The organism is Streptomyces sp. NPDC023723 (genome assembly GCF_040639815.1).
Classification (GTDB): Bacteria; Actinomycetota; Actinomycetes; order Streptomycetales; family Streptomycetaceae; genus Streptomyces.
In genome coordinates this window covers 1-19,299 of the sequence record NZ_JBFAAP010000033.1, presented here as the reverse complement: position 1 = coordinate 19,299, position 19,299 = coordinate 1, and the positions used below count along the sequence as shown (strand labels likewise).

18 protein-coding genes are annotated in these 19,299 nt (G+C 75.4%); 14 read left to right on the top strand and 4 right to left on the bottom strand.

What is annotated here, in order from left to right; genetic code table 11:
- Positions 1–26: 26 nt before the first annotated feature.
- The 3 genes from AB0G32_RS27820 to AB0G32_RS27810 are packed head-to-tail and all read left to right on the top strand — an operon-like array spanning position 27 to position 3,664.
- Positions 27–1,529, top strand: a complete 1,503-nt coding sequence (locus AB0G32_RS27820) for an IucA/IucC family protein (RefSeq protein ID WP_361168911.1) — start codon at positions 27–29, stop codon at positions 1,527–1,529.
- Positions 1,530–1,586: 57 nt separating this feature from the next.
- Positions 1,587–2,858 carry a VWA domain-containing protein gene (locus tag AB0G32_RS27815; RefSeq protein WP_361168908.1) on the top strand — a complete coding sequence of 424 codons (1,272 nt, stop codon included), beginning with the start codon at positions 1,587–1,589 and terminating at the stop codon, positions 2,856–2,858.
- On the top strand, positions 2,858–3,664 hold the full coding sequence (locus AB0G32_RS27810; protein ID WP_361168905.1) for a hypothetical protein: 807 nt from the start codon (positions 2,858–2,860) through the stop codon (positions 3,662–3,664). The genes AB0G32_RS27815 and AB0G32_RS27810 overlap by 1 nt, the downstream gene beginning before the upstream one ends.
- A gap of 67 nt (positions 3,665–3,731) precedes the next feature.
- On the opposite strand, the gene AB0G32_RS27805 is transcribed toward AB0G32_RS27810, so the two are convergent.
- On the bottom strand, positions 3,732–4,379 hold the full coding sequence (locus tag AB0G32_RS27805) for a helix-turn-helix domain-containing protein (RefSeq protein ID WP_361168902.1): 648 nt from the start codon (positions 4,377–4,379) through the stop codon (positions 3,732–3,734).
- A gap of 87 nt (positions 4,380–4,466) precedes the next feature.
- Here AB0G32_RS27805 and AB0G32_RS27800 point away from each other — a divergent pair, with 87 nt between their 5' ends.
- The 6 genes from AB0G32_RS27800 to AB0G32_RS27775 all read left to right on the top strand — a co-directional run bounded on the left by AB0G32_RS27800 (position 4,467) and on the right by AB0G32_RS27775 (position 12,902).
- Positions 4,467–5,675, top strand: a complete 1,209-nt coding sequence (locus AB0G32_RS27800; RefSeq protein ID WP_361168899.1) for a pyridoxal phosphate-dependent aminotransferase — start codon at positions 4,467–4,469, stop codon at positions 5,673–5,675.
- A 20-nt stretch (positions 5,676–5,695) separates the two neighbouring features.
- Complete coding sequence (locus AB0G32_RS27795) at positions 5,696–6,307, top strand: histidine phosphatase family protein (protein WP_361168896.1); 612 nt, start codon at positions 5,696–5,698, stop codon at positions 6,305–6,307.
- Positions 6,308–6,423: 116 nt separating this feature from the next.
- Positions 6,424–9,135 carry a class III lanthionine synthetase LanKC gene (lanKC, locus tag AB0G32_RS27790; protein ID WP_361168893.1) on the top strand — a complete coding sequence of 904 codons (2,712 nt, stop codon included), beginning with the start codon at positions 6,424–6,426 and terminating at the stop codon, positions 9,133–9,135.
- Positions 9,132–9,260 (top strand): SapB/AmfS family lanthipeptide, encoded by a 129-nt coding sequence (locus tag AB0G32_RS27785; RefSeq protein WP_215167632.1) that lies wholly within the window; start codon positions 9,132–9,134, stop codon positions 9,258–9,260. Before lanKC ends, AB0G32_RS27785 begins: the two co-directional genes overlap by 4 nt.
- Before the next feature lie 85 nt (positions 9,261–9,345).
- Positions 9,346–11,046 (top strand): ABC transporter ATP-binding protein, encoded by a 1,701-nt coding sequence (locus tag AB0G32_RS27780; RefSeq protein WP_361168890.1) that lies wholly within the window; start codon positions 9,346–9,348, stop codon positions 11,044–11,046.
- 158 nt (positions 11,047–11,204) lie between these two features.
- Positions 11,205–12,902, top strand: a complete 1,698-nt coding sequence (locus AB0G32_RS27775; protein WP_361169045.1) for an ABC transporter ATP-binding protein — start codon at positions 11,205–11,207, stop codon at positions 12,900–12,902.
- Positions 12,903–12,912: 10 nt separating this feature from the next.
- On the opposite strand, the gene AB0G32_RS27770 is transcribed toward AB0G32_RS27775, so the two are convergent.
- Complete coding sequence (locus tag AB0G32_RS27770) at positions 12,913–13,509, bottom strand: response regulator transcription factor (protein WP_361168887.1); 597 nt, start codon at positions 13,507–13,509, stop codon at positions 12,913–12,915.
- Positions 13,510–14,024: 515 nt separating this feature from the next.
- On the opposite strand from AB0G32_RS27770, the gene AB0G32_RS27765 reads away from it, so the two are divergent.
- Both AB0G32_RS27765 and AB0G32_RS27760 read left to right on the top strand, forming a co-directional pair.
- Positions 14,025–14,666 (top strand): hypothetical protein, encoded by a 642-nt coding sequence (locus AB0G32_RS27765; protein WP_361168884.1) that lies wholly within the window; start codon positions 14,025–14,027, stop codon positions 14,664–14,666.
- Between the two features lie 52 nt (positions 14,667–14,718).
- Positions 14,719–15,141, top strand: a complete 423-nt coding sequence (locus AB0G32_RS27760; RefSeq protein ID WP_361168881.1) for an acyl-CoA thioesterase — start codon at positions 14,719–14,721, stop codon at positions 15,139–15,141.
- Here AB0G32_RS27760 and AB0G32_RS27755 read toward each other — a convergent pair.
- Both AB0G32_RS27755 and AB0G32_RS27750 read right to left on the bottom strand, forming a co-directional pair.
- Positions 15,062–16,504: a HAMP domain-containing sensor histidine kinase gene (locus tag AB0G32_RS27755; RefSeq protein WP_361168879.1), complete on the bottom strand. Its 1,443-nt coding sequence runs from the start codon at positions 16,502–16,504 to the stop codon at positions 15,062–15,064. The genes AB0G32_RS27760 and AB0G32_RS27755 overlap by 80 nt on opposite strands.
- On the bottom strand, positions 16,501–17,157 hold the full coding sequence (locus tag AB0G32_RS27750) for a response regulator transcription factor (RefSeq protein WP_361168876.1): 657 nt from the start codon (positions 17,155–17,157) through the stop codon (positions 16,501–16,503). Before AB0G32_RS27750 ends, AB0G32_RS27755 begins: the two co-directional genes overlap by 4 nt.
- Positions 17,158–17,324: 167 nt before the next feature.
- Here AB0G32_RS27750 and AB0G32_RS27745 point away from each other — a divergent pair, with 167 nt between their 5' ends.
- The 3 genes from AB0G32_RS27745 to AB0G32_RS27735 all read left to right on the top strand — a co-directional run.
- The gene (locus AB0G32_RS27745; RefSeq protein WP_361168873.1) at positions 17,325–17,834 is read left to right on the top strand and encodes a hypothetical protein; all 510 of its coding nucleotides are present in this window, start codon (positions 17,325–17,327) and stop codon (positions 17,832–17,834) included.
- Positions 17,827–18,975, top strand: coding sequence for a peptidoglycan-binding domain-containing protein (locus tag AB0G32_RS27740; protein ID WP_361168870.1), 1,149 nt, complete (start codon positions 17,827–17,829; stop codon positions 18,973–18,975). Before AB0G32_RS27745 ends, AB0G32_RS27740 begins: the two co-directional genes overlap by 8 nt.
- A gap of 32 nt (positions 18,976–19,007) precedes the next feature.
- Positions 19,008–19,299, top strand: a 292-nt coding sequence (locus tag AB0G32_RS27735) for an ATP-binding cassette domain-containing protein (RefSeq protein ID WP_361169042.1), incomplete at its 3' end; no start/stop codon positions are given.

Below are 19,299 nucleotides of genomic sequence, written 5' to 3'. Positions count from 1 at the left end.
CCAGCCCGTACCCGAGGAGACCGACCGTGCACCGACCCCCCAGCGCCGAGGCCGAGGTCGCCGATGAACTGGCCGCCGTCCGTCCCGGCCTCCTCCCCCGGTTCACGGCCGAGCTCCCGGGCGCCCGCGCGGCCGTGCTGTCCCGGCTCTGGCGTGCGCTGGTCCATGAGCCACTGCCCTGGATCACCGGCCGGGCGCCCGCAGCCGAGGGGCTGGTCCTGCGGCTGCGGGACGGGCGCCGGCTGGCCGGCCCGGACGCCGACCCGTATCGCACCGACGCCTATGTCAGCGCCGTACGTTGCGACGAGTCGGAGTACGCCGATCCGGCGCGGCTGATGACCGATCTCGCCGTACCCGGTGCCGAGGGGTTCGCCGCCGAACTCGGCCACAGTGTCGCCTCGCTGGCGCTGTCCCGGGCGGGCCGGCCGGCCCCTTCGCGGGGATGGCCGGAGTGTGGCTGGGAGTGGGAGCAGCGGGTGGTCGACGGGCATCCGTTCCACCCCAACTGCCGGTCCCGGCCCGGCTTCTCGGTGGCCGAGCAGCTCGCCTACGGGCCCGAGCACGGGCCGGTGGTGCCGCTGGCGCGGATCCCGGTGCCGGTGGCGGACTGTCTGGTGTCGGGCCACTGGCCCGCCCAGTTGCGGGACGGCGGGCGGCTGCTGCTGCCGGTGCATCCGTGGCAGGCGGCGCATGTGCTGAAGGGGGCGGTCGAGAGCGCCGGCCGGCTCGACGCGCATCCGCTGATGTCCCTGCGTACCCTCGCCGTGCCCGGCGGGCCGCACGTCAAGACCGCGTTGAGTGCCCGGCTGACCTCCTCGGTGCGGGACATCTCGGTCGCCTCGATCGCCGCGTCGGCGACCCTGTCGGAGTTCGGGGAGGTGCTCGCGGCGCGCGGCGAGGGGCTGTTGCACATCACCCGGACGCTGGGCGCGGCCACCGCGCACTCCCCCGATCTGGCCGCCGTGCTGCGGGAGTCACCGGACGGGTACGCGGCGCCCGGTGAGCGGGTGCTGCCGGTGGCCGCGCTGGCGACCACCGCGCTGCCCGGGTCGCCCGGCTGGACCGGCCGGCTCGCCCGGCTCGCGCTGCGGGTGGGGCTGCGCGCCCTGGAGCTGGGCGTGGCGCTGGAGGCGCACGGCCAGAACCTGCTGGTGGTGCTCTCCCCGGCGGGTGAACCGCTGCGGCTGGTCTACCGGGACCTGGCCGACCTGCGGGTCAGCCCGGCCCGGCTGGCCCGGCACGGCGTCCCGGTGCCCGAACTGCCCGCCCGGATGGTCACCGACGACGTCACGGTGCTGCGCCGCAAGCTGTTCGGCTCGCTGGTGGCCGGCGCGCTGGCCCAGGTGGCGGGCAGCGGACCGGCACTGCGGGACGCCCTGGAGACGGCGGTCCGGGACCTGCCGGGCACGCCGGACCTGGCGGCGCTGTGCGCGGAGCCGCTGCCCGCGAAGGCGCTGACGCTGATGCGGCTGTCACCGCGGCGGCCCGGGGACCGGTGGGCGGCACTGCCCAATCCCCTGCGCAGCTGAACCCGTCCGCCAACGGCCGTTTTGGAGCGGGGCACTCCGGGTCAATAGGATCCGCCGATGATCACAAGTAAACGGCTGGCGGCGGGGGTCTGCGCCCTGCTCGCCGCGCTGACGGCCGGGCTCGCCCTCCCGGCCCCGGCGTCGGCCGGCGAACCCACCGGCGAGGACGCCCCGCAGGTCGACCTGGTGCTCGACGTCAGCGGCTCCATGCGGACCGCGGACATCGACGGCGGGTCCCGGATGGCGGCGGCGAAGAAGGCGTTCAACGAGGTCCTCGACGCGACACCCGAGGAGGTGCGGCTCGGCATCCGCACCCTCGGCGCCGACTACCCGGGCGACAACCAGAAGACCGGCTGCAAGGACACCGCCCAGCTGTATCCGGTCGGTCCGCTGGACCGCACGGAGGCCAAGACGGCGGTGGCGACGCTGACGCCGACCGGCTGGACGCCGATCGGTCCCGCGCTGCTGGCGGCGGCCGGCGACTTCGGGGAGTCCACCGGTTCCAAGCGGATCGTGCTGATCAGCGACGGCGAGGACACCTGCGCGCCGCTCGACCCGTGCGAGGTGGCCCGCGAGATAGCGGCCAAGGGCATCGGGCTGACCATCGACACGCTCGGCCTGGTCCCCAACTCCAAGATGCGCCAGCAGCTCAGCTGCATCGCGGAGGCCACCGGCGGGACGTACACCTCGGTGCAGCACACCGAGGAACTCACCGACAAGGTAAACCAGTTGGTGGACCGGGCGGCCGACCCGGTGGTGACACCGGTGGCCACCGAGGGCGCGGAGCGCTGCGCGGCGGCGCCGACGCTGAAGTCCGGGCTGTACACCGACCGCGAGGAGTTCGGCCAGCAGCGCTGGTACCGGGTGGAGCTGAAGCCGGGGCAGGAGCTGCGCTCCTCGGTGAGCGTGTCCGCCGACCGGGCCGTGAACCCCTCGTACGGGGTGCTGCTGCGGGCGGTCACCGCGCACGGCCGGGAGATCGTGCGCGGCGAGGCCGCCGGTGACGGGCGCACGGACGTGATCTCGACCGGCCTGCGCTATCCCAAGGCGGACGCGGAGGACGAAGCGGAGGAGGACGTCACCGAGACCGTGTGTCTCGAAGTGACCCACTCCTTCTCGGCGGCCTCCGGTGTGAAGACCACGCCCGGGCTGCCGCTGGAGCTGACCGTCGACGTCGTGGACGGTCCGAGCGACGCGTCCGACGTGGCGTCCTTCGGTCTCGGCCGGGGCTGGTGGCTGCTGGGCCTGCTGGTCGTGGCGGGCTTCCTCGCCGGACTGGTGTGGGGCTGGGTGTCGCGCTGGCGGGTCGCGGTCTGGAGGACCAACTGATGCGGATCACAGGACTGGTGGGCGCGGCACTGCTGGCGCTCGCGGTGGCGGCGGGACCGGCGGTGGCGGACTCCTCGCCGAGCCCCTCGGCCGGTACGGATTCGGACGCGCCCACCCTGGCGGGTACGTCGTTCCGTACGGCGACGGAGATCGAGCAGGGGCAGCGGGCGACCGCGAGCGGCTCCGCGGGCGACTACCTGTACTGGTCGTTCCCGGCGGACGCCGGGCAGCGGCCCACGGTGACGGCGACGGTGAAACTGCCGGACACGCACGCCGCCCAGACCTGGCAGGTCGACGTGTACGACGGGCTGCGCCGCCGGCAGTCCTGCCAGTACGGCGCGCAGACCCGCACCGCCGCCGCGGGCGTCGGCTCGGTGGAGCTGGCCTGTGTGCTGCGCACGGTCCGGGCGTGGGCGGAGCCGTGGGCGAACGACCCGCTGCCGGGCACCTACTACGTCCGGCTGACGGCCCTGGACCTGCCGACCTCCGACCTCGGTCTGCCGGTCGAGACGGAGGTCCGGGCGGACTCCAAGGACATGGGCGGCGCGGCGGCGGTGGACGGCTCGCTGGCCGAGCCGCTGGTGCCGGGGATCGCGGTCACCTCCGCCCAGGACGACGAGGCGGAGTCGTCGGACTCGGCGGTGCTCTCCGCGATCGAGCCCGAGGACGGCTGGTCCTCGGGCTGGTGGTCGGACCGGTGGGTGTGGACGGGCGTCGGCGCGGTGCTGGCCGCGCTGGCGGGCATCGGCGGCTACGCCCTGACCCGCGGCTCGGGCCGGCCCCGAGGGGTGCCGCCGGGGGCCTGACCCGGCGACCTGGAGGGTGAAGGCCCGCCTGCCCGGCGGGCCTTCACGCGTAAGGGCCCCGGTGCCTCTATCCGGCCGCCGCCCGCAGTGCCTTCGCCAGTACGCCGTCCCCGGTGACCTCGATACGGCCGGCCCGGACCGCCTCCGTCATGCTCGTCTCGCCCCGGCCGACGGCGGCGCAGGTGCGGGCGTCCAGGGCCAGCCGGGCGTCGGGTTCGCGGGGGGCCGGGCCCTCGCCGTAGGCCGGGCCGTCCGTGGCGCCGGCGTAGAGGTGGAAGACGCCGTCGTGGAAGTCGCCTTCGCGCAGCCGGACCTCGACCACGCCCTCGCCGTCCAGGGCGCTCAGCAGCGGCAGCGCGAACCAGTGGGCGCGCAGCGCGTCGGTGGGCCGCCGCTCGGCCATCTCGCCCGCGCCCCAGCCGCCGAGCGCCTGGAGCACCGGCAGCAACTCGCGGCCGCGCCCGGTGAGTTCGTAGACGTAGGCCGCCGCGGGCGGGGGCAGCCGGCGGCGGGTGGTCAGGCCGTCGCGTTCCATGTCCTTCAGCCGGGAGGCGAGGACGTCCGTGCTCACCCCCGGCAGGTCCGCGTGCAGGTCGGTGTAGCGGCGCGGTCCGGCCAGCAGCTCCCGGACGATCAGCAGGGTCCAGCGGTCACCGACGACGTCGAGCGCGCGGGCGGCGGAACAGTACTGGTCGTAGCTTCGGCGAGGTGACATGCGACGCAGTCTAGACAATATGTTGGACTTTCCAAGCGAGTACTTGGTAAAACCAAGCAACACCAGATAGCGGAGGGGACGCGGCGCATGGAGTTCCGGCAGTCGAACAAACTCAGCGAGGTCTGCTACGAGATCCGCGGCCCGGTGATCGAGCACGCCAACGCGCTGGAGGAGGCGGGCCACAGCGTGCTGCGCCTGAACACCGGCAACCCGGCGCTGTTCGGCTTCGAGGCGCCGGAGGAGATCCTCCAGGACATGATTCGGATGCTGCCGCAGGCGCACGGCTACACCGACTCGCGCGGCGTCCTGACCGCCCGCCGGGCCGTCGCCCAGCGCTACCAGACCCTCGGCCTGGAGGTCGGCGTCGACGACGTGTGGCTCGGCAACGGCGTCTCCGAACTGGTGTCGATGGCCGTCCAGGCGCTGGTCGAGGACGGCGACGAAGTGCTGATCCCGGCCCCCGACTTCCCCCTGTGGACGGCGGTGACCACCCTCGCCGGCGGCAAGGCGGTGCACTACCTCTGCGACGAGCGGGCGGACTGGTACCCGGACCTCGCCGACATGGAGTCGAAGATCACCGACCGCACCAAGGCGGTCGTCATCATCAACCCCAACAACCCCACCGGTGCCGTCTATCCCAAGGAGGTCCTGGAGGGCATCCTCGACCTCGCCCGCCGGCACGGTCTGCTGGTCCTCGCCGACGAGGTCTACGACCGCATCCTGTACGACGACGCGGTGCACCACTCGACCGCCGCGCTCGCCCCCGACCTGGTGGTGCTCACCTTCTGCGGGCTGTCGAAGACGTACCGGGTGGCCGGGTTCCGCTCCGGCTGGCTGGTGGTGACCGGGCCCAGGCAGCACGCCCGGGACTACCTGGAGGGCCTCACCATGCTGGCCTCCATGCGGCTGTGCGCCAACGCGCCCGCCCAGTACGCCATCCAGGCCGCGCTCGGCGGCCGGCAGTCCATCCACGAGCTGACCGCGCCGGGCGGCCGGCTGTGCGAGCAGCGGGACGTGGCCTGGGAGAAGCTCAACGAGATCCCCGGGGTGTCGTGCGTGAAGCCGAAGGGCGCGCTGTACGCCTTCCCGCGCATCGATCCCAAGGTGCACCGCATCCACGACGACGAGAAGTTCGTCCTGGACCTGCTGCTGCGGGAGAAGATCCAGGTCGTCCAGGGCACCGGATTCAACTGGCCGGACCCGGACCACTTCCGCATCCTGACCCTGCCGCACGCGGAGGACCTGGAGGCGGCGATCGGGCGGATCGGGCGGTTCCTGGACGGGTACCGCCAGTAGACCGGCCGTAGCCTTGCGGTATGGGTGATCTCTTCCTCGTACGGCACGGCGAGACCGAGTGGTCGCGGTCCGGGCGGCACACCGGGCTGACGGACGTGCCGCTGACCGAGCACGGCCGGGAGCAGGCCCGGAGTCTGGTGCCGCTGATCCGCTCGCACCGGATCGGGGCCGCGTTCGTGAGTCCGTTCCAGCGGGCCCGGGAGACGGCCGAGCTGATCGGGCTGCACGGCGTGCGGATCGACCCCGACCTGCACGAGTGGGACTACGGCGGCTACGAGGGGATCACCACCCCGGAGATCCAGCGGGACCGGCCGGGCTGGTTCCTGTTCACCGACGGGGTCGCGCCCGGACCGCCGGAGCATCCCGGGGAGACGCCCGAACAGGTCGGGGCGCGGGCCGACCGGGTGCTGGGCAAGGTGGACGCCGCGTTCGCGGACACCGAGGGGTGCGTGGTGCTGGTGGCGCACGGCCACTTCCTGCGCGTGCTCACCGCCCGCCATCTGGGCCTGCCCGCCGCCGACGGCGCCCTGTTCCAGCTCGCCACCGGCACGCTGTGCCGGCTGGGCACCGAGCACGGGCGGCCGGTGATCGCCGCCTGGAACGTCCGGCCCGGGCCCCCGAGCGCCCCCTAGCCGGAAGTTACCCGTGCGTTCCGCACGTCGGAGTGGTGACAGCGGCAACTGTTCGGGCCCCCGCGCCCCGTGGCACCGTCATGAGCGGTCGACGGACGGTGGGAGGGAGCGGGCACATGAACAAGGGCTACGCCGTGTACTGCGACGCGGACCCGTGCTTCTACGACGCACCGCACCGCGTCGCGCCCCGGCCGGGCAGCGGACGCACCCGGTACACACTGGCCGCGGCGCCCGTCCCGGCGGGCTGGCAGCGCCACGAGAGCGGCGACTGGCTGGCGCTGCGCCCGGTCGACGCCGACCTGCCCGACCAGGGCTGGAAGATCCATGTCTCCGCCTGTCTGGACAACGCCGAGTCGGTGCTGGAGCGGGTGTGGCGGCACTGCGTCGAGGGAGGCACGGCGTTCAAGTTCGTGCCCAGCCGCTATCTGCTGCACCAGCGCAACGCCAAGTACGCGGACCGGGCCGGCAGCGGCAAGTTCATCACCGTGTACCCGGCCGACGAGGAGCGGTTCGAACGGCTCGCGGGCGAGCTGACCGAGCTGCTGGCCGCCGAACCCGGACCGCACATCCTCAGTGACCTGCGGCTCGGCGAGGGTCCGGTGCACGTGCGGTACGGCGGCTTCACCCGGCGCGACTGCTACGACGCCGAGGGCGAGCTGCGGCCGGCCGTGGCCGGTCCCGACGGGGTGCTCGTGCCCGACCTGCGCGGGCCCGTGTTCCGGGTACCGGAGTGGGTGACCGTGCCCGCCTTCCTGCGGCCGCACCTGGCCGCCCGCTCCGCGCTGACCGTGGCGGAGCTGCCCTACACGATCGAGTCGGCGCTGCACTTCTCCAACGGCGGTGGCGTCTACCTCGGCCGGGACACCCGCAGCGGCGAGCGCGTCGTCCTCAAGGAGGCCCGTCCGCACGCCGGCCTCGCGGCCGACGGGGCCGACGCGGTGACCCGGCTGCACCGCGAACGGCGGGCGCTGGAGCAGTTGTCAGGGCTGGACTGCACCCCCGAGGTGCTGGACCACGTCACCATCGGCGACCACCACTTCCTGGTCCTGGAACACCTGGACGGCAAGCCGCTCAACACGTTCTTCGCGCGCCGCCACCCGCTCATCGAGGCCGACCCGGGCGAGCGGCGGCTGGCCGAGTACACCGACTGGGCGCTGGACATCCACGCCCGGGTGGAACGGGCCGTCGCCGATGTGCACGCGCGCGGCGTGGTCTTCAACGACCTGCATCTGTTCAACATCATGGTCCGGGACGACGACAGCGTCGCCCTGCTGGACTTCGAGGCCGCGCACCACGTCGACGAGCCCGGCCGGCAGACCGTCGCCAACCCGGCCTTCGTGGCGCCCGCCGACCGGCGCGGCGTGGCGGTGGACCGGTACGCGCTGGCCTGTCTGCGGCTCGCCCTCTTCCTGCCGCTGACCAGCCTGTTCGCCCTGGACCGGCACAAGGCGGCGCATCTCGCCGACCTGATCGCGGAACACTTCCCGGTGGACCGGGGCTGGCTGGACGCGGCGGTCGAGGAGATCACGGCCGGTGCGGGTGGAGCGACGGCGGTGGCCGCGTCGGCCAGTGCGGGTGGGACGTCGGCGGTGGCCGCGTCGGCCGGCGCGTCCGGCGGGTCCGCTCCGCGAACCGCCGGGCCGTTCGTTCCCGTCGCGCCGGGTGACTGGCCGCGCAGCCGGGAGTCGATGGCCGCGGCGATCCACGCGTCGGCGACACCGTCCCGTACCGACCGGCTGTTCCCCGGCGACATCGCGCAGTTCGCGACGGCGGGCGGCGGGCTGGCCTTCGGCCACGGCGCGGCCGGAGTGCTGTACGCCCTCGCGGTGAGCGGCGCGGACCGGGTCGAGGCCGAGGAGCAGTGGCTGCTCGACCGCACCAAGCAGCCGCCCTCGGGCACCCCGTTCGGTTTCCACGACGGACTCGCCGGGATCGCCTGGACGCTGGATCACCTCGGGCACCGCGACCGCGCCCTCGACCTGACCGAACTCCTCCTCGACCAGTCCTTCGACCACCTGGCCCCGGACCTGCACAGCGGCACCGCCGGTATCGGCCTCGCCCTGGACGCGCTGGCCGCCGCCACCGGGGACGCCGCGGCCCGGTCCGCCGCCCTGCGCTGCGCCGACCTGACGGCCCGTGCGGCGCGGGCCGGCTCCACCGCCCGGCCCCGCGCCGGACTGCTGCACGGCGCGACCGGCCCCGCCCTGCTCTACCTGCGGCTCTACGAACGCACCGGGGACTCGGCACTCCTCGACCTCGCGCGCGACGCCCTGCGCCAGGACCTGGCCCGCTGTGTCCGGGGCGCGGGCGGCGCGCTCCAGGTCGACGAGGGCTGGCGCACCATGCCCTACCTCGGCGCGGGCAGCGTGGGCATCGGCATGGTGCTCGACGACTACCTGGCGCACCGCGCCGACGAGGAGTTCGCCCGGGCGCGCGACGAGATCGTGGCCGCGGCGCAGGCCATGTTCTACGCCCAGCCCGGCCTGTACCGGGGGGTGGCCGGGATGGTGCTGTACCTCGCCCGCACGACGGCCACGACGCCCGGCACCGGGCCCGGCGCCGTCCGGCGCCAGCTCGACGCGCTGTCCTGGCACGCCATGTCGTATCGCGGCCGGCTCGCCTTCCCCGGCGAGCAGATGATGCGGCTGTCCATGGACCTGTCCACCGGCACGGCCGGCTGTCTGCTGGCCGTCGCCGCCGTGCACGGCGACCCGCCCGCCGGGCTGCCGTTCCTGCCGCCGCTCGCGGGCGGCGCCCCCAGACTCGGCCTCATCAGGGGTCGTGATGTAACAACGGAACCCGTTGCCGTACGAGAGGAACTGTCATGAACCTGTTCGAACTGCAGTCGCTGGAGACCCCGAAGGACGAGGCCATGGGCGACGTCGAGACCGGCAGCCGCGCCAGCCTGCTGCTCTGCGGCGACAGCAGCCTCAGCGTCACGACCTGTAACTGACCGAGGTCGCTCGGCACCGGCGCCCCGGGCACTCGCCCGGGGCGCCGGGTTCGCTCCGGTGCCGGGCGGAAGGGGGCCCGCGGTGATGACGACCAGGCGCCGGGCACAACTGCTGGTGCTGCTGTGCTCGGTGGGGGCGGCGGTGGCCGAGGTGGCCCAGCCGTTCGTGCTCGGCCGCACCCTCGACCTGCTGCTGCGCGGCGGTGACCCGGGCCGCTGGCTCGCGCTCAGCGCCGGGCTGCTGCTCGGCGAACTGCTGCTGGACAGCCTCACCGCGCTGTGCACCGGCCGCTGCACGGCCGGCTGGACGGCCGCCGTCCGCTCCCGGGCCTTCACCGGACTGCTGCACTGCGTACCCGACCGGGCGCGGGACCTCACCCCCGGGGACGTCGGGACCCGGCTGACCCTCAACGCCGCCGACGCGGGCGCCGCCCCCGCGGCCCGGGCGGCCCTGGCGGCCTCGCTGATCACTCCGGTGGGCGCGCTGGCGGCGCTGGCCCTGGTCGACGTATGGGTGGCGGCGTGCGTACTTGCCGGACTGCCCGCCCTGGCCCTGGTGCTGCGCGCGTTCGCCCGGGACACCGGGGCGTCGGTCGCCGCCTACCAGCGGGTCCAGTCGGAGATCGCCACCCGGCTGCTGGAGTCCCTGGACGGCGCGGCGACCATCGCCGCGGCCGGCACCACGGCCCGCGAACGCGCGCGCATTCTCGCCCCGTTGCCGGAACTGGCCGCCCTGGGCCGGCGCATGTGGGCGCTGCACGGACGGGCGCTGGGCCGCAGCGGGGTGCTGGTGCCGGCGCTGGTCCTGGCCGCCACCGCCGTCGGCGGACTGCGGCTGGCGGCGGGCGCGCTGAGCGTGGGCGGGCTGCTCGCCGCCTGCCGGTACGCGCAGCTGACGGCCGGTGTCGGCGGGGCGGCCTCGCTGCTGGGCGCGGTCGTCCGGGGCCGGGCGGCGCGGGCCCGGACCCTGGAGCTGGAACGGCTGCCCGCGCTGGCCTACGGCACGGCGGGTCTTTCGGCGGACGGGCCGGGGACGCTGGAGCTGCGCGGGGTTCGGGTGGTGCGGGACGGCCGGGAGGTGCTGCGCGCCGATGCCCTGCGGGTGCCGGGCGGCGCGACCGTCGCGGTGGTCGGCCGCGGCGGGGCGGGCAAGTCGGTGCTGGTGTCCGTGGCGGGGCGGCTGACCGACCCCGACGAGGGCCGGGTACTGCTGGACGGCGTCCCGTTGGACCGGTTGAGCCGCGAGGCGTTGCGCACCGAGGTCGCGTTCGCTTTCGAGCGCCCGGTGCTGGGCGAGGGCACGGTCGCGGAGGCGGTCGCCGCGGGGGCGCGGCGGGTCCCGGCCGAGGGGGTGCGGGCCGCCCTGGCCGCCGCGGGCGCCGACGGCTTCGTACGCCGGCTGCCGGGCGGGTCCGGTACGCCGTTGCCGGCGGCTCCGCTGTCCGGCGGCGAGCACCAGCGGCTCGGGCTGGCCCGGGCGTTCGCGCACGCCGGCCGGCTGCTGATCATGGACGACGCGACGTCCAGTCTGGACACCGCGACGGAGCACGAGGTGGACCGGGCGCTGCGCCGCTCCCCGCGGCCGGGCACCCGGCTGGTGGTGGCCCACCGGCCGTCGGTCGCCGACCGGGCGGACCTGGTGATCTGGCTGGAGGACGGCCGGGTACGGGCCGTGGCACCGCACCGCGAGCTGTGGCACACGGCCGACTACCGGGCGGTCTTCGGCGCCGGGGCGGCCGCCGGAACCCCGGCGCCGCGGACCGCCCCCGAGGAGGTACGGCCGTGAGTGCCCGGGTCGGGGAGGGTGGAAGTGGCGTGCCGACCGGGGAAGGGGCCGCCCCCGGCCCGGCGGGCCACGCACCCGACGGACGTGGCTCGCTGCGCCGGATCGGCCCGGCCGCCCGGCGTTTCCTCGGGCGCCGCAAGGGCGTGCTGGTCCGGCTCATGGCGTGGTCGCTGGTGGAGGCGGCGCAGGCGTTCCTGGTCGGGTACGGGGTCGCGCACTCCGTCGACCAGGGGTTTCTCGCCGGGGACACCCGCCGGGGGCTGCTGTGGCTCGCGGCCGCCCTGGTCGCCGTACTGTTCGGCGCGCCGGTGGTCCGGGGCGTGTTCGCCGAGTTGGCCGGGCTGACCGAGCCGCTGCGCGACGGTCTGGTCCGGCGGGCCGTCGACCGGTCGCTGACCGGCGCCCTGGCCGGGCCGGGCGGGACGGACCGGGCGGCCGTCTCCCGGCTGACCAATCAGGTCGAGATCGCCCGGGACAGTTTCGCCGGCCTGGTCCTCACCCTGCGCTCGTTCGTTTTCACCGCCGCCGGGGCGCTGCTCGGCCTGCTGTCCCTGCACCCGGCCCTGCTGGTGGTGGTCCTCCCTCCGCTGCTGGCCGGCCTCGCCCTGTTCCTGGCGACGCTGCGGCCGATGGCGGCGGCGCAGCGGCGCGCCCTCATGGCCGACGAGGCGCTGGGCGACCACGCGGCGCGGACCCGGACGGCGCTGCGCGACCTCACGGCCTGCGGGACCGGCCCGGTGACCGCCCGGCACGGTGCCCGCCTGGTCGCCGACGCCGCCGCGGCGGCCCGCGCGCTGGCCGGCTGGGCGGCGGTGCGGACGGCGGCGCTGGGCGTGGCGGGCCACCTGCCGGTACTGACGCTGCTGGTCGCCGTACCGTGGCTGCGCGGCCGGGGTGTGACGGCGGGCGCGCTGCTGGGCGCGTTCACCTACCTCGTCCAGTCCCTGCTGCCCGCCCTGCACACCCTGATGACCGCGCTCGGCGCGGCGGGCGCGCGGCTGCTGGTCGTCCTGGACCGCATCACCGGGCCCGGGGAGCCGGACCGGACCGGGAGCCGCGAACCGCCGCCCGCCAGGGCGCGGACCGGCCCGGCGGCACCCGCCGCCGTCCGGCGGGCCCGCCCGCCCGCGGTCGAACTGCGGTCCGTCACCCTCTCCTACGGCGTCCGGGCCGAACCGGTGCTCGACTCGCTGGACCTGCGCGTCGCCCCGGGCGAGCACCTGGCCGTCGTCGGACCGAGCGGCATCGGCAAGTCGACACTGGTCCGGCTGATCGCCGGGACCCTCGCGCCGGACCGCGGCGAGGTACGGGTGGCCGGGCGGACGGTGACCGGCCGGGCGGCCACCGAACTGGCCGCGCTGCGGGCCGTGGTCCCGCAGGAGGCGTACGTCTTCTCCGGCACCGTCGGCGACAACCTCGCGTATCTGCGTCCGGCGGCGAACCGCAACCGCGAGGACCTCGACGCGGCCGTCCGAATCCTCGGCCTGGGCTCCCTGGTGGCGCGGCTGGGCGGGCTCGACGGGCCGGTGCGTCCGGCCGAACTGTCCGCCGGGGAGCGGCAGTCGATCGCGCTGGCGCGGGCCTACCTGTCACCCGCGCCGCTGCTGCTGCTCGACGAGGCCACCTGTCATCTCGATCCGGCGGCCGAGGCGCGGGCCGAGGAGGCGCTCGCCCGGCGCCCGGGCGCGCTGCTGGTCGTGGCGCACCGGCTGTCGTCGGCCGTCCGGGCCGACCGGGTGCTGGTGCTGGACGGCGTGCGCGCGGTGTGCGGCAGCCACCCGGACGTGCTGTCCCGGTCGTCGCTCTACCGTGACCTGACGGGTCACTGGAACTCGGTCCCGCGGCACGGGAGCTGACGCCGGCCCGTCACGCCCAGCCGGCGTTCTGGAGAATGCGTATGGCGTCGACCCGGTTGCGGGCGCCCACCTTCCGGATGGCCGTGGCCATGTAGTTGCGGATGGTCCCCCGGGACAGGTGCAGACAGGCCGCGATCTCGGCCATCGGCGCGCCCTGCGCGGCCAGCGACAGCACACTCAGCTCCCGGCTGGTCAGCGGCATCTCCGCGCCTTCCAGCAGGGCCACGGTGAGCGTGGTGTCGAGGAAGCGCTCCCCCGCGGCCACCGTGTGCACCGCGGTGATCAGCCGCTGGGCGGGGGCGTTCTTGTCGACCAGCCCGAACGCGCCGCCGTCGAACGCCCGGCGCAGCACGCCCGGCCGGCTGGGCGTCGCCAGGACGACGAGCCGCTCCCCGCAACGCGCCCGGAGCGACGCGCCCTCGGCCTCCCGCGGCCCGTGCAGACACTCGCCGTCCACGACGCAGACGTCCGTCGGCAGCACGTCGGGTTCCGGTATGCCGGCGCGCGGGGACAGGGACGAGACCTCCAGCGTGCCGTCGGATCTGAGCAGTTGCACCAATGCCGACCGCAGCAGTTCCTCGTCGTGCACCACCAGTACGCGGATCATCTCCCCCACCCCTTGTCAGCGGCTGTCCGGCAGGGCAGCCGACCCGACTTCTCCCGCAACAGGGGCCATGTGCCCCCATTCGTTCCGAGGGAACACAGCACGGAAGGGCGTGAAGGCGGCACCGGAATCATTACGCCGCTCCGGCGCTCGGAAGGAGACAGTACGACGGCGCGCACGCGGGCGCGTTCGGTACGGTGACAGCCGTCGGCCGGGCGGCGGGAGCGGCGGACGGCCGCCCGGCGCCGGCGGACGACTCCCTGGCCACGACCCGGGTACGGGGCTCGCGACGGCCGTACGCCGCCGGGCGGCCGGCCGGGGACGGCCGGCCGGACCCGGCCGGGTGGCGGCCGGAAACCGTCACCGGCCAATCTGGCGCGAATCCGCCGCCGGACCGCCCGCCCGGCACCCCCGGCCCCCCGGCACTCGCGCGGAAGCCGGGCCGGAACCGGATTACGCTGCGGGGCAGGGCCCGAGCGGCCGAAGAACTCGCCGGAGCCGAAGGGAAGGTGCGTGCCGTGACCCGACCGCCCACCGCCGCGCAGCGGCGCCTCGTGGACACCGCCGACCCGGTCACCGGACGGCTGACGGGGACCCCGGCCCAGCTCGCGGCGCTGGTGCGGCAGGGGATCGCCTTCCGGCATCCGCGCCCGCCGCACGACCACTTCCTGACCCCGGCCGGTCACCGGCTGCGGGAGGCCGCGCCGGAGCGGACCGGTCCGGTACCGGCCGCCGCCCGGGCGGCGCCCGCCGCCGACGACGGGGTGTTCGCCGCGCGGGTCGGCGGCGAGGAAGCGGGGCCCGCCGGGCCGGGGCGGCTGCGGGAGGTGCGCGGTGCCTGGCAGGGCCTGCTGGAGCTGCGCCGGATGACCAACCCGGACGGCGCCGCGGACCGGCCCTGCGGGTGGGAGCGGACCCATCTGGTGCGGGCCGCCGCGCTCGCCCTGGAGGCGGCCGGCCACCGGCCGGCGGACCCGGAGACCGACGGCTACCGGGTGCGGGCCACCCCGCAGCCCGACGCGGTCGCGGTGCACGCGCCGGACGCCGGGGCGCTGCGGGCGGCGGCGGACACCCTGGAGCGGGCCGGCTGGCAGGCCGGCGAGTACACCGAGCCGCGGACCAGGGCCCGTTACCTGCTGGCGTCACCGCGCCGGGTGTGACGAGCGTGCCAGGATCGGTGGGTCAGGCCGTCCACGACGAGAGGCAGCAGCCGTGAACCAACCGTTCTCCGTTCCGGTGACCGTCCGCGGGTACGAGACGGACGTGCAGGGGCACCTCAATCAGGCCGTCTACCTCAACTACGCGGAGCACGCCCGCTGGTCGCTGCTGCGGGCCGCCGGGATCGGCCAGGCCGCCCTGGTGGGCCAGGGCGTCGGCCCGGTCGCCCTGGAGACCACCATCCGCTACCGGCGGGAACTGCTGGCCGGCGACGAGGTGGAGGTGACCTGCGCGTTCGAGTGGGGCGAGGGCAAGACGTTCAGAATCCGGCAGACCGTGCGCAAGGCCGACGGCACGGTGGCCGCGGAGATCGACGCGGTCGGCGGGCTGATGGACCTCAAGGCGCGCCGGCTGGTCCCGGACCCGCGGGCCCGCCTCGCGGCGCTGGCGTCGGATCCGGCCCTGTTCGGGCGGTAACCGCGCGCGGCGCCCCGGCGGGGCCGGGGCCCGCCGGCCAGTCCGGCGCACGGGGCAGGGTGACCCGTACCGTCAGACCGCCGCACTCGCGCGGCCGGGCCGTCACCTCGCCGCCGTGGGCGTGCGCGACGGCCCGGACGATGGACAGGCCGAGCCCCGCGCCGCGGCCGGTGACCACCCGGTCGGTGCCGAGCCGGCGGAACGGTTCGAAGAGCACCGGCACCTCGAACGCCGGGATCCGGGGGCCGGTGTTGCTGACCACCAGTTCCACCCGGTCCGCGCCGGGCGTCCGGCTGACCACCCGCACCCAGCCGTCCGCGCCGGTGTTGTGCCGGATGCCGTTCTCGACCAGGTTGTGCACCAGCCGCTCCAGCAGCAGCGCGTCGCCGAGGGCGACCGCCTCCTCGGCCCGGGCGGTCACCGTGATCCGCGCCCGGCCGGCCTCGGGCCCGGTCTGCGCCAGCACGTGGGCGGTCAGGTCGGCGAGGTCCACCGGCCGGCGTTCGGCGATCTCGTTCTCGGAGCCGGCCAGCAGCAGGAGGCCGCTGATCAGCCGCTCGTGCCGGGCGTTGATCTCCAGCAGGTCCGCGCCGAGCCGCCGTACGTCCGCGGAGGCGGCCGGCCGGTGCATGGCCATCTCCACCAGGGCCCGGTTCAGGGTGAGCGGGGTGCGCAGTTCGTGCGAGGCGTTGGCGACGAAGCGGCGCTGCCCGTCGAAGGAGCGGTCCAGGCGCTCGACCATCGTGTCGAAGGTGTCCGCGAGGTCCTTCACCTCGTCCCGGGGGCCGCTGAGCGCGATGCGTTCGTGCAGGCCGCGGTCGGCGGCCGGGGCGCTCGCGATGCGGCGCGCGGTGTCGGTGACCCGGTGCAGCGGGGCCAGCACCCGGCCGGCCACCACCCAGCCGAGGCCGGCCGCCGCGCAGCCGACCACGCCGAGCGCGATGCCGCCCTGGGTGAGCAGGGACGTGGTGGCCTCGTCGCGCCAGCGGTCGCGCTCGTCCGCCAGCAGCATGTCCAGGTCGACGCCGCGGGGCGGGGGGCCGGTGCTCTCTCCCCCGGCGAGGACGCGGTCACCGGCGGTGGGTCCGCCGGAGCTCTCCGGGGCCGGTGCGGCACCGGCGGTGGGCGCGGCGGCGGCCGTCCAGGACCGGGTGGCGGTCGGGGTCAGCGACAGCAGCTTCGTGGTGGTGCCGCCCAGACGCTGGCCGAGCAGCGCGTAGGTGACGCCGAGCAGCAGGATGCCGCCGAGCAGGAACAGCCCGCCGTAGGTGAGGGTGAGGCGGGCGCGCAGGGTCAGCCGTACGGGCGGCCGGCCCGACCGGCGAAGCGGTGGCCGCCGGGGCCGGGTGCGGTCGGGGGTCACGGGATGCGGTACCCCACTCCCGTCACCGTCTCCACCACCGGCGGATCGCCCAGCTTGCGGCGGAGTTTCAGTACGGCCAGCCGCACCGCGCCGGTGAACGGGTCGGCGTTCTCGTCCCACGCCTTCTCCAGGAGCTGTTCGGCGGAGACGGCCGCGCCGTCGGCCCGCAGCAGCTCGGCCAGTACCGCGAACTCCTTCTTGGACAGCGGGACGTAGCGGCCGTCCCGGAACACCTCGCCGCGCGCCGGGTCCAGGGTCAGGCCGGCCCGGCGCAGCACCGGCGGGGCGGCGGGCCGGGAGCGTCGGCCCAGCGCCAGGACCCGGGCGGCGAGTTCGGTGAACGCGAAGGGTTTGGTGAGGTAGTCGTCGGCGCCCAGGCCGAGGCCGTGCACCCGGTCGGTGACCTCGGCGGCGGCGGTGAGCAGCAGCACCCGGGTGGGCCGGTCGTCGGCGACCAGTTCGCGGCACACGTCGTCGCCGTGCACGACGGGCAGGTCGCGGTCCAGGACGACCACGTCGTAGTCGACGACACCGACGCGTTCCAGGGCGGCGGCGCCGTCGTGGGCGAGGTCCACGGCGTGCGTCTGCCCGCGCAGCCACTCGGCGATCGCGTCGGCCAGCATCGGTTCGTCCTCGACCACCAGGACCCGCATCCCCCACGCCCTCCCCTGTCGGCACTGCGGTCAGGGTGCCGCACCCGGTGTTTCCTCCCCGTTAGCTCCGGCTGTGCCGGGCGCGGAAACGCCGCGGAAACGGCCCGTCCGGTTCGCTTCCTCAGGTCGCGGCGCCGTACGTCGTCGCGAGGTGAGGAGAGGACGTCATGCGGACACGGAAGCAACGCGCCTGGTTTGCGCTGTGGTCGGCGGTGCCCCTGGTGGTGACGCTGGCCCTGACCGGCTGCGGCGGCCCGGGCGACGGCGACACGGCCGTCGAGGAGGCCGCGGCCAGCCGGAACGCCGAGGACGAGAAGGCCGTGAAGTACGCCGAGTGCCTGCGCGAGCACGGGCTGGACGTCGAGGACCCGGGGGAGGGCGGCGGCGTGCGGATCACCGGCCGGGTCAAGAAGGACGTCATGGACAAGGCCATGGAGGCCTGCCGCGACCTCAACCCGATGGAGGGCAACGAGACCGCCAACGCCGAGGCCGAGGAGCGGATGCGGGAGCAGGCCGCGTGCATGCGGAAGAACGGCGTCGAGGACTTCCCCGACCCCGATCCCGGCAAGGGCCTGCGGATCAACAAGGAGGTGCTGGACGACCCCGACTTCGAAAAGGCCGAGGGTGCCTGCGAGGAGTACACCCCCGACGCCCCGCGGGGAGGCGGCGATGAGTGACGCGGCCGTCTTGGAGGCCGGGCCGCCGGCCGCGTCCGGCGCCGGGCCGGAGGCGCCACCGCCCCGGCGCCGCCGCACCCGGTGGCTGGTGGCCGCGCTCGGGGTGCTGGCGGCGGTGGGCGGCGCGGCGGCGGCCGGCGCGGCCGGAGTGGGGCTCGGGGACGGCGGGTCCGACGGTTCGGCTCAGCGGCGGCTGCCGCCGGCCACCGCCGATGTGACCCGGCAGACCCTGACCGACGGGGTGACCGAGGACGGGGAGCTGGGCTACGGCAGTTCCTCGACGGTGACCGGGCACTCCCCCGGCACCGTCACCGACCTGCCCACCACCGGCGACCGCGTCACCCGGGGCGAGGCCCTGTACCGCGTGGACGAGCGGCCCGTGGTCCTCATGTACGGCTCGGCGCCCGCCTACCGGGCGCTGCGCGCCGGCCTGGAGGGCGACGACGTGCGGCAGTTGGAACGCAACCTCGACGCGCTCGGCTACACCGGTTTCTCCGTCGACGACGAGTACACCGACGCGACCGCCGACGCGGTGAGCGCGTGGCAGCGGGACGCCGGCCTGGAGGAGACCGGTGTCGTGGACAACGGCCAGGTCCGCTTCGCGCCGGGCGCGGTCCGGGTGGACGCCCTGCAGGCCGAGGAGGGCGGCTCGACCGGCCCCGGCCAGAAGGTCCTGACGTACACCTCCACCGCGCAGTCCGTCAGCGTCGAACTGGACACGGCCGATCTGCGGCTGGCGGAGAAGGGCGCGAAGGTGAGCGTCGTACTGCCGGACGGGACGGAGGTCGGCGGCCGGATCACCGAGGTCGCCACGGAGATCTCCGCCGGGGAGGGCGAGGAGGACGACACCACCACCGTAGGCAAGGTGGCGGTGGCGCTCGACGGGGACCAGGCCCGTAAGGCCGCCGCGCCCTATGTGCTGGCGTCGGTGGACGTCACCTTCACCGCCGGCCGGCGGGAGAACGTGCTGACCGTGCCGGTGGCCGCGCTGGTGGCGCTGCCCGAGGGCGGCTTCGCCGTCGAGGCGGTCAAGGGGTCGTCGGCCTCGTACGTCCCGGTGGAGACCGGGCTGTTCGCCGACGGCCGGGTGGAGATCAGCGGGGACGGGGTCACCGAGGGCATGACGGTGGGGATGCCGTGATGGTCATGACGGGCGGGGCCGCCGAGGATTCCATGATCGAACTGAGGAACGTGGTGAAGACGTACGCGGGCACGGTGCACGCGCTGGCCGGGGTGTCGCTGACCGTGGCCCGCGGTGAACTGGTCGCCGTGGTCGGCCCGTCGGGCTCGGGCAAGTCGACCATGCTGCACATGCTGGGCACCCTGGACCGGCCCACCTCCGGCACCGTGCGCGTCGACGGCCACGACACCGGGACGCTGACCGACGCCCGGCTGTCGGCGCTGCGTGCGCGGCGGATCGGGTTCGTGTTCCAGCAGTTCCATCTGGCGGCCGGTACGTCCGCGC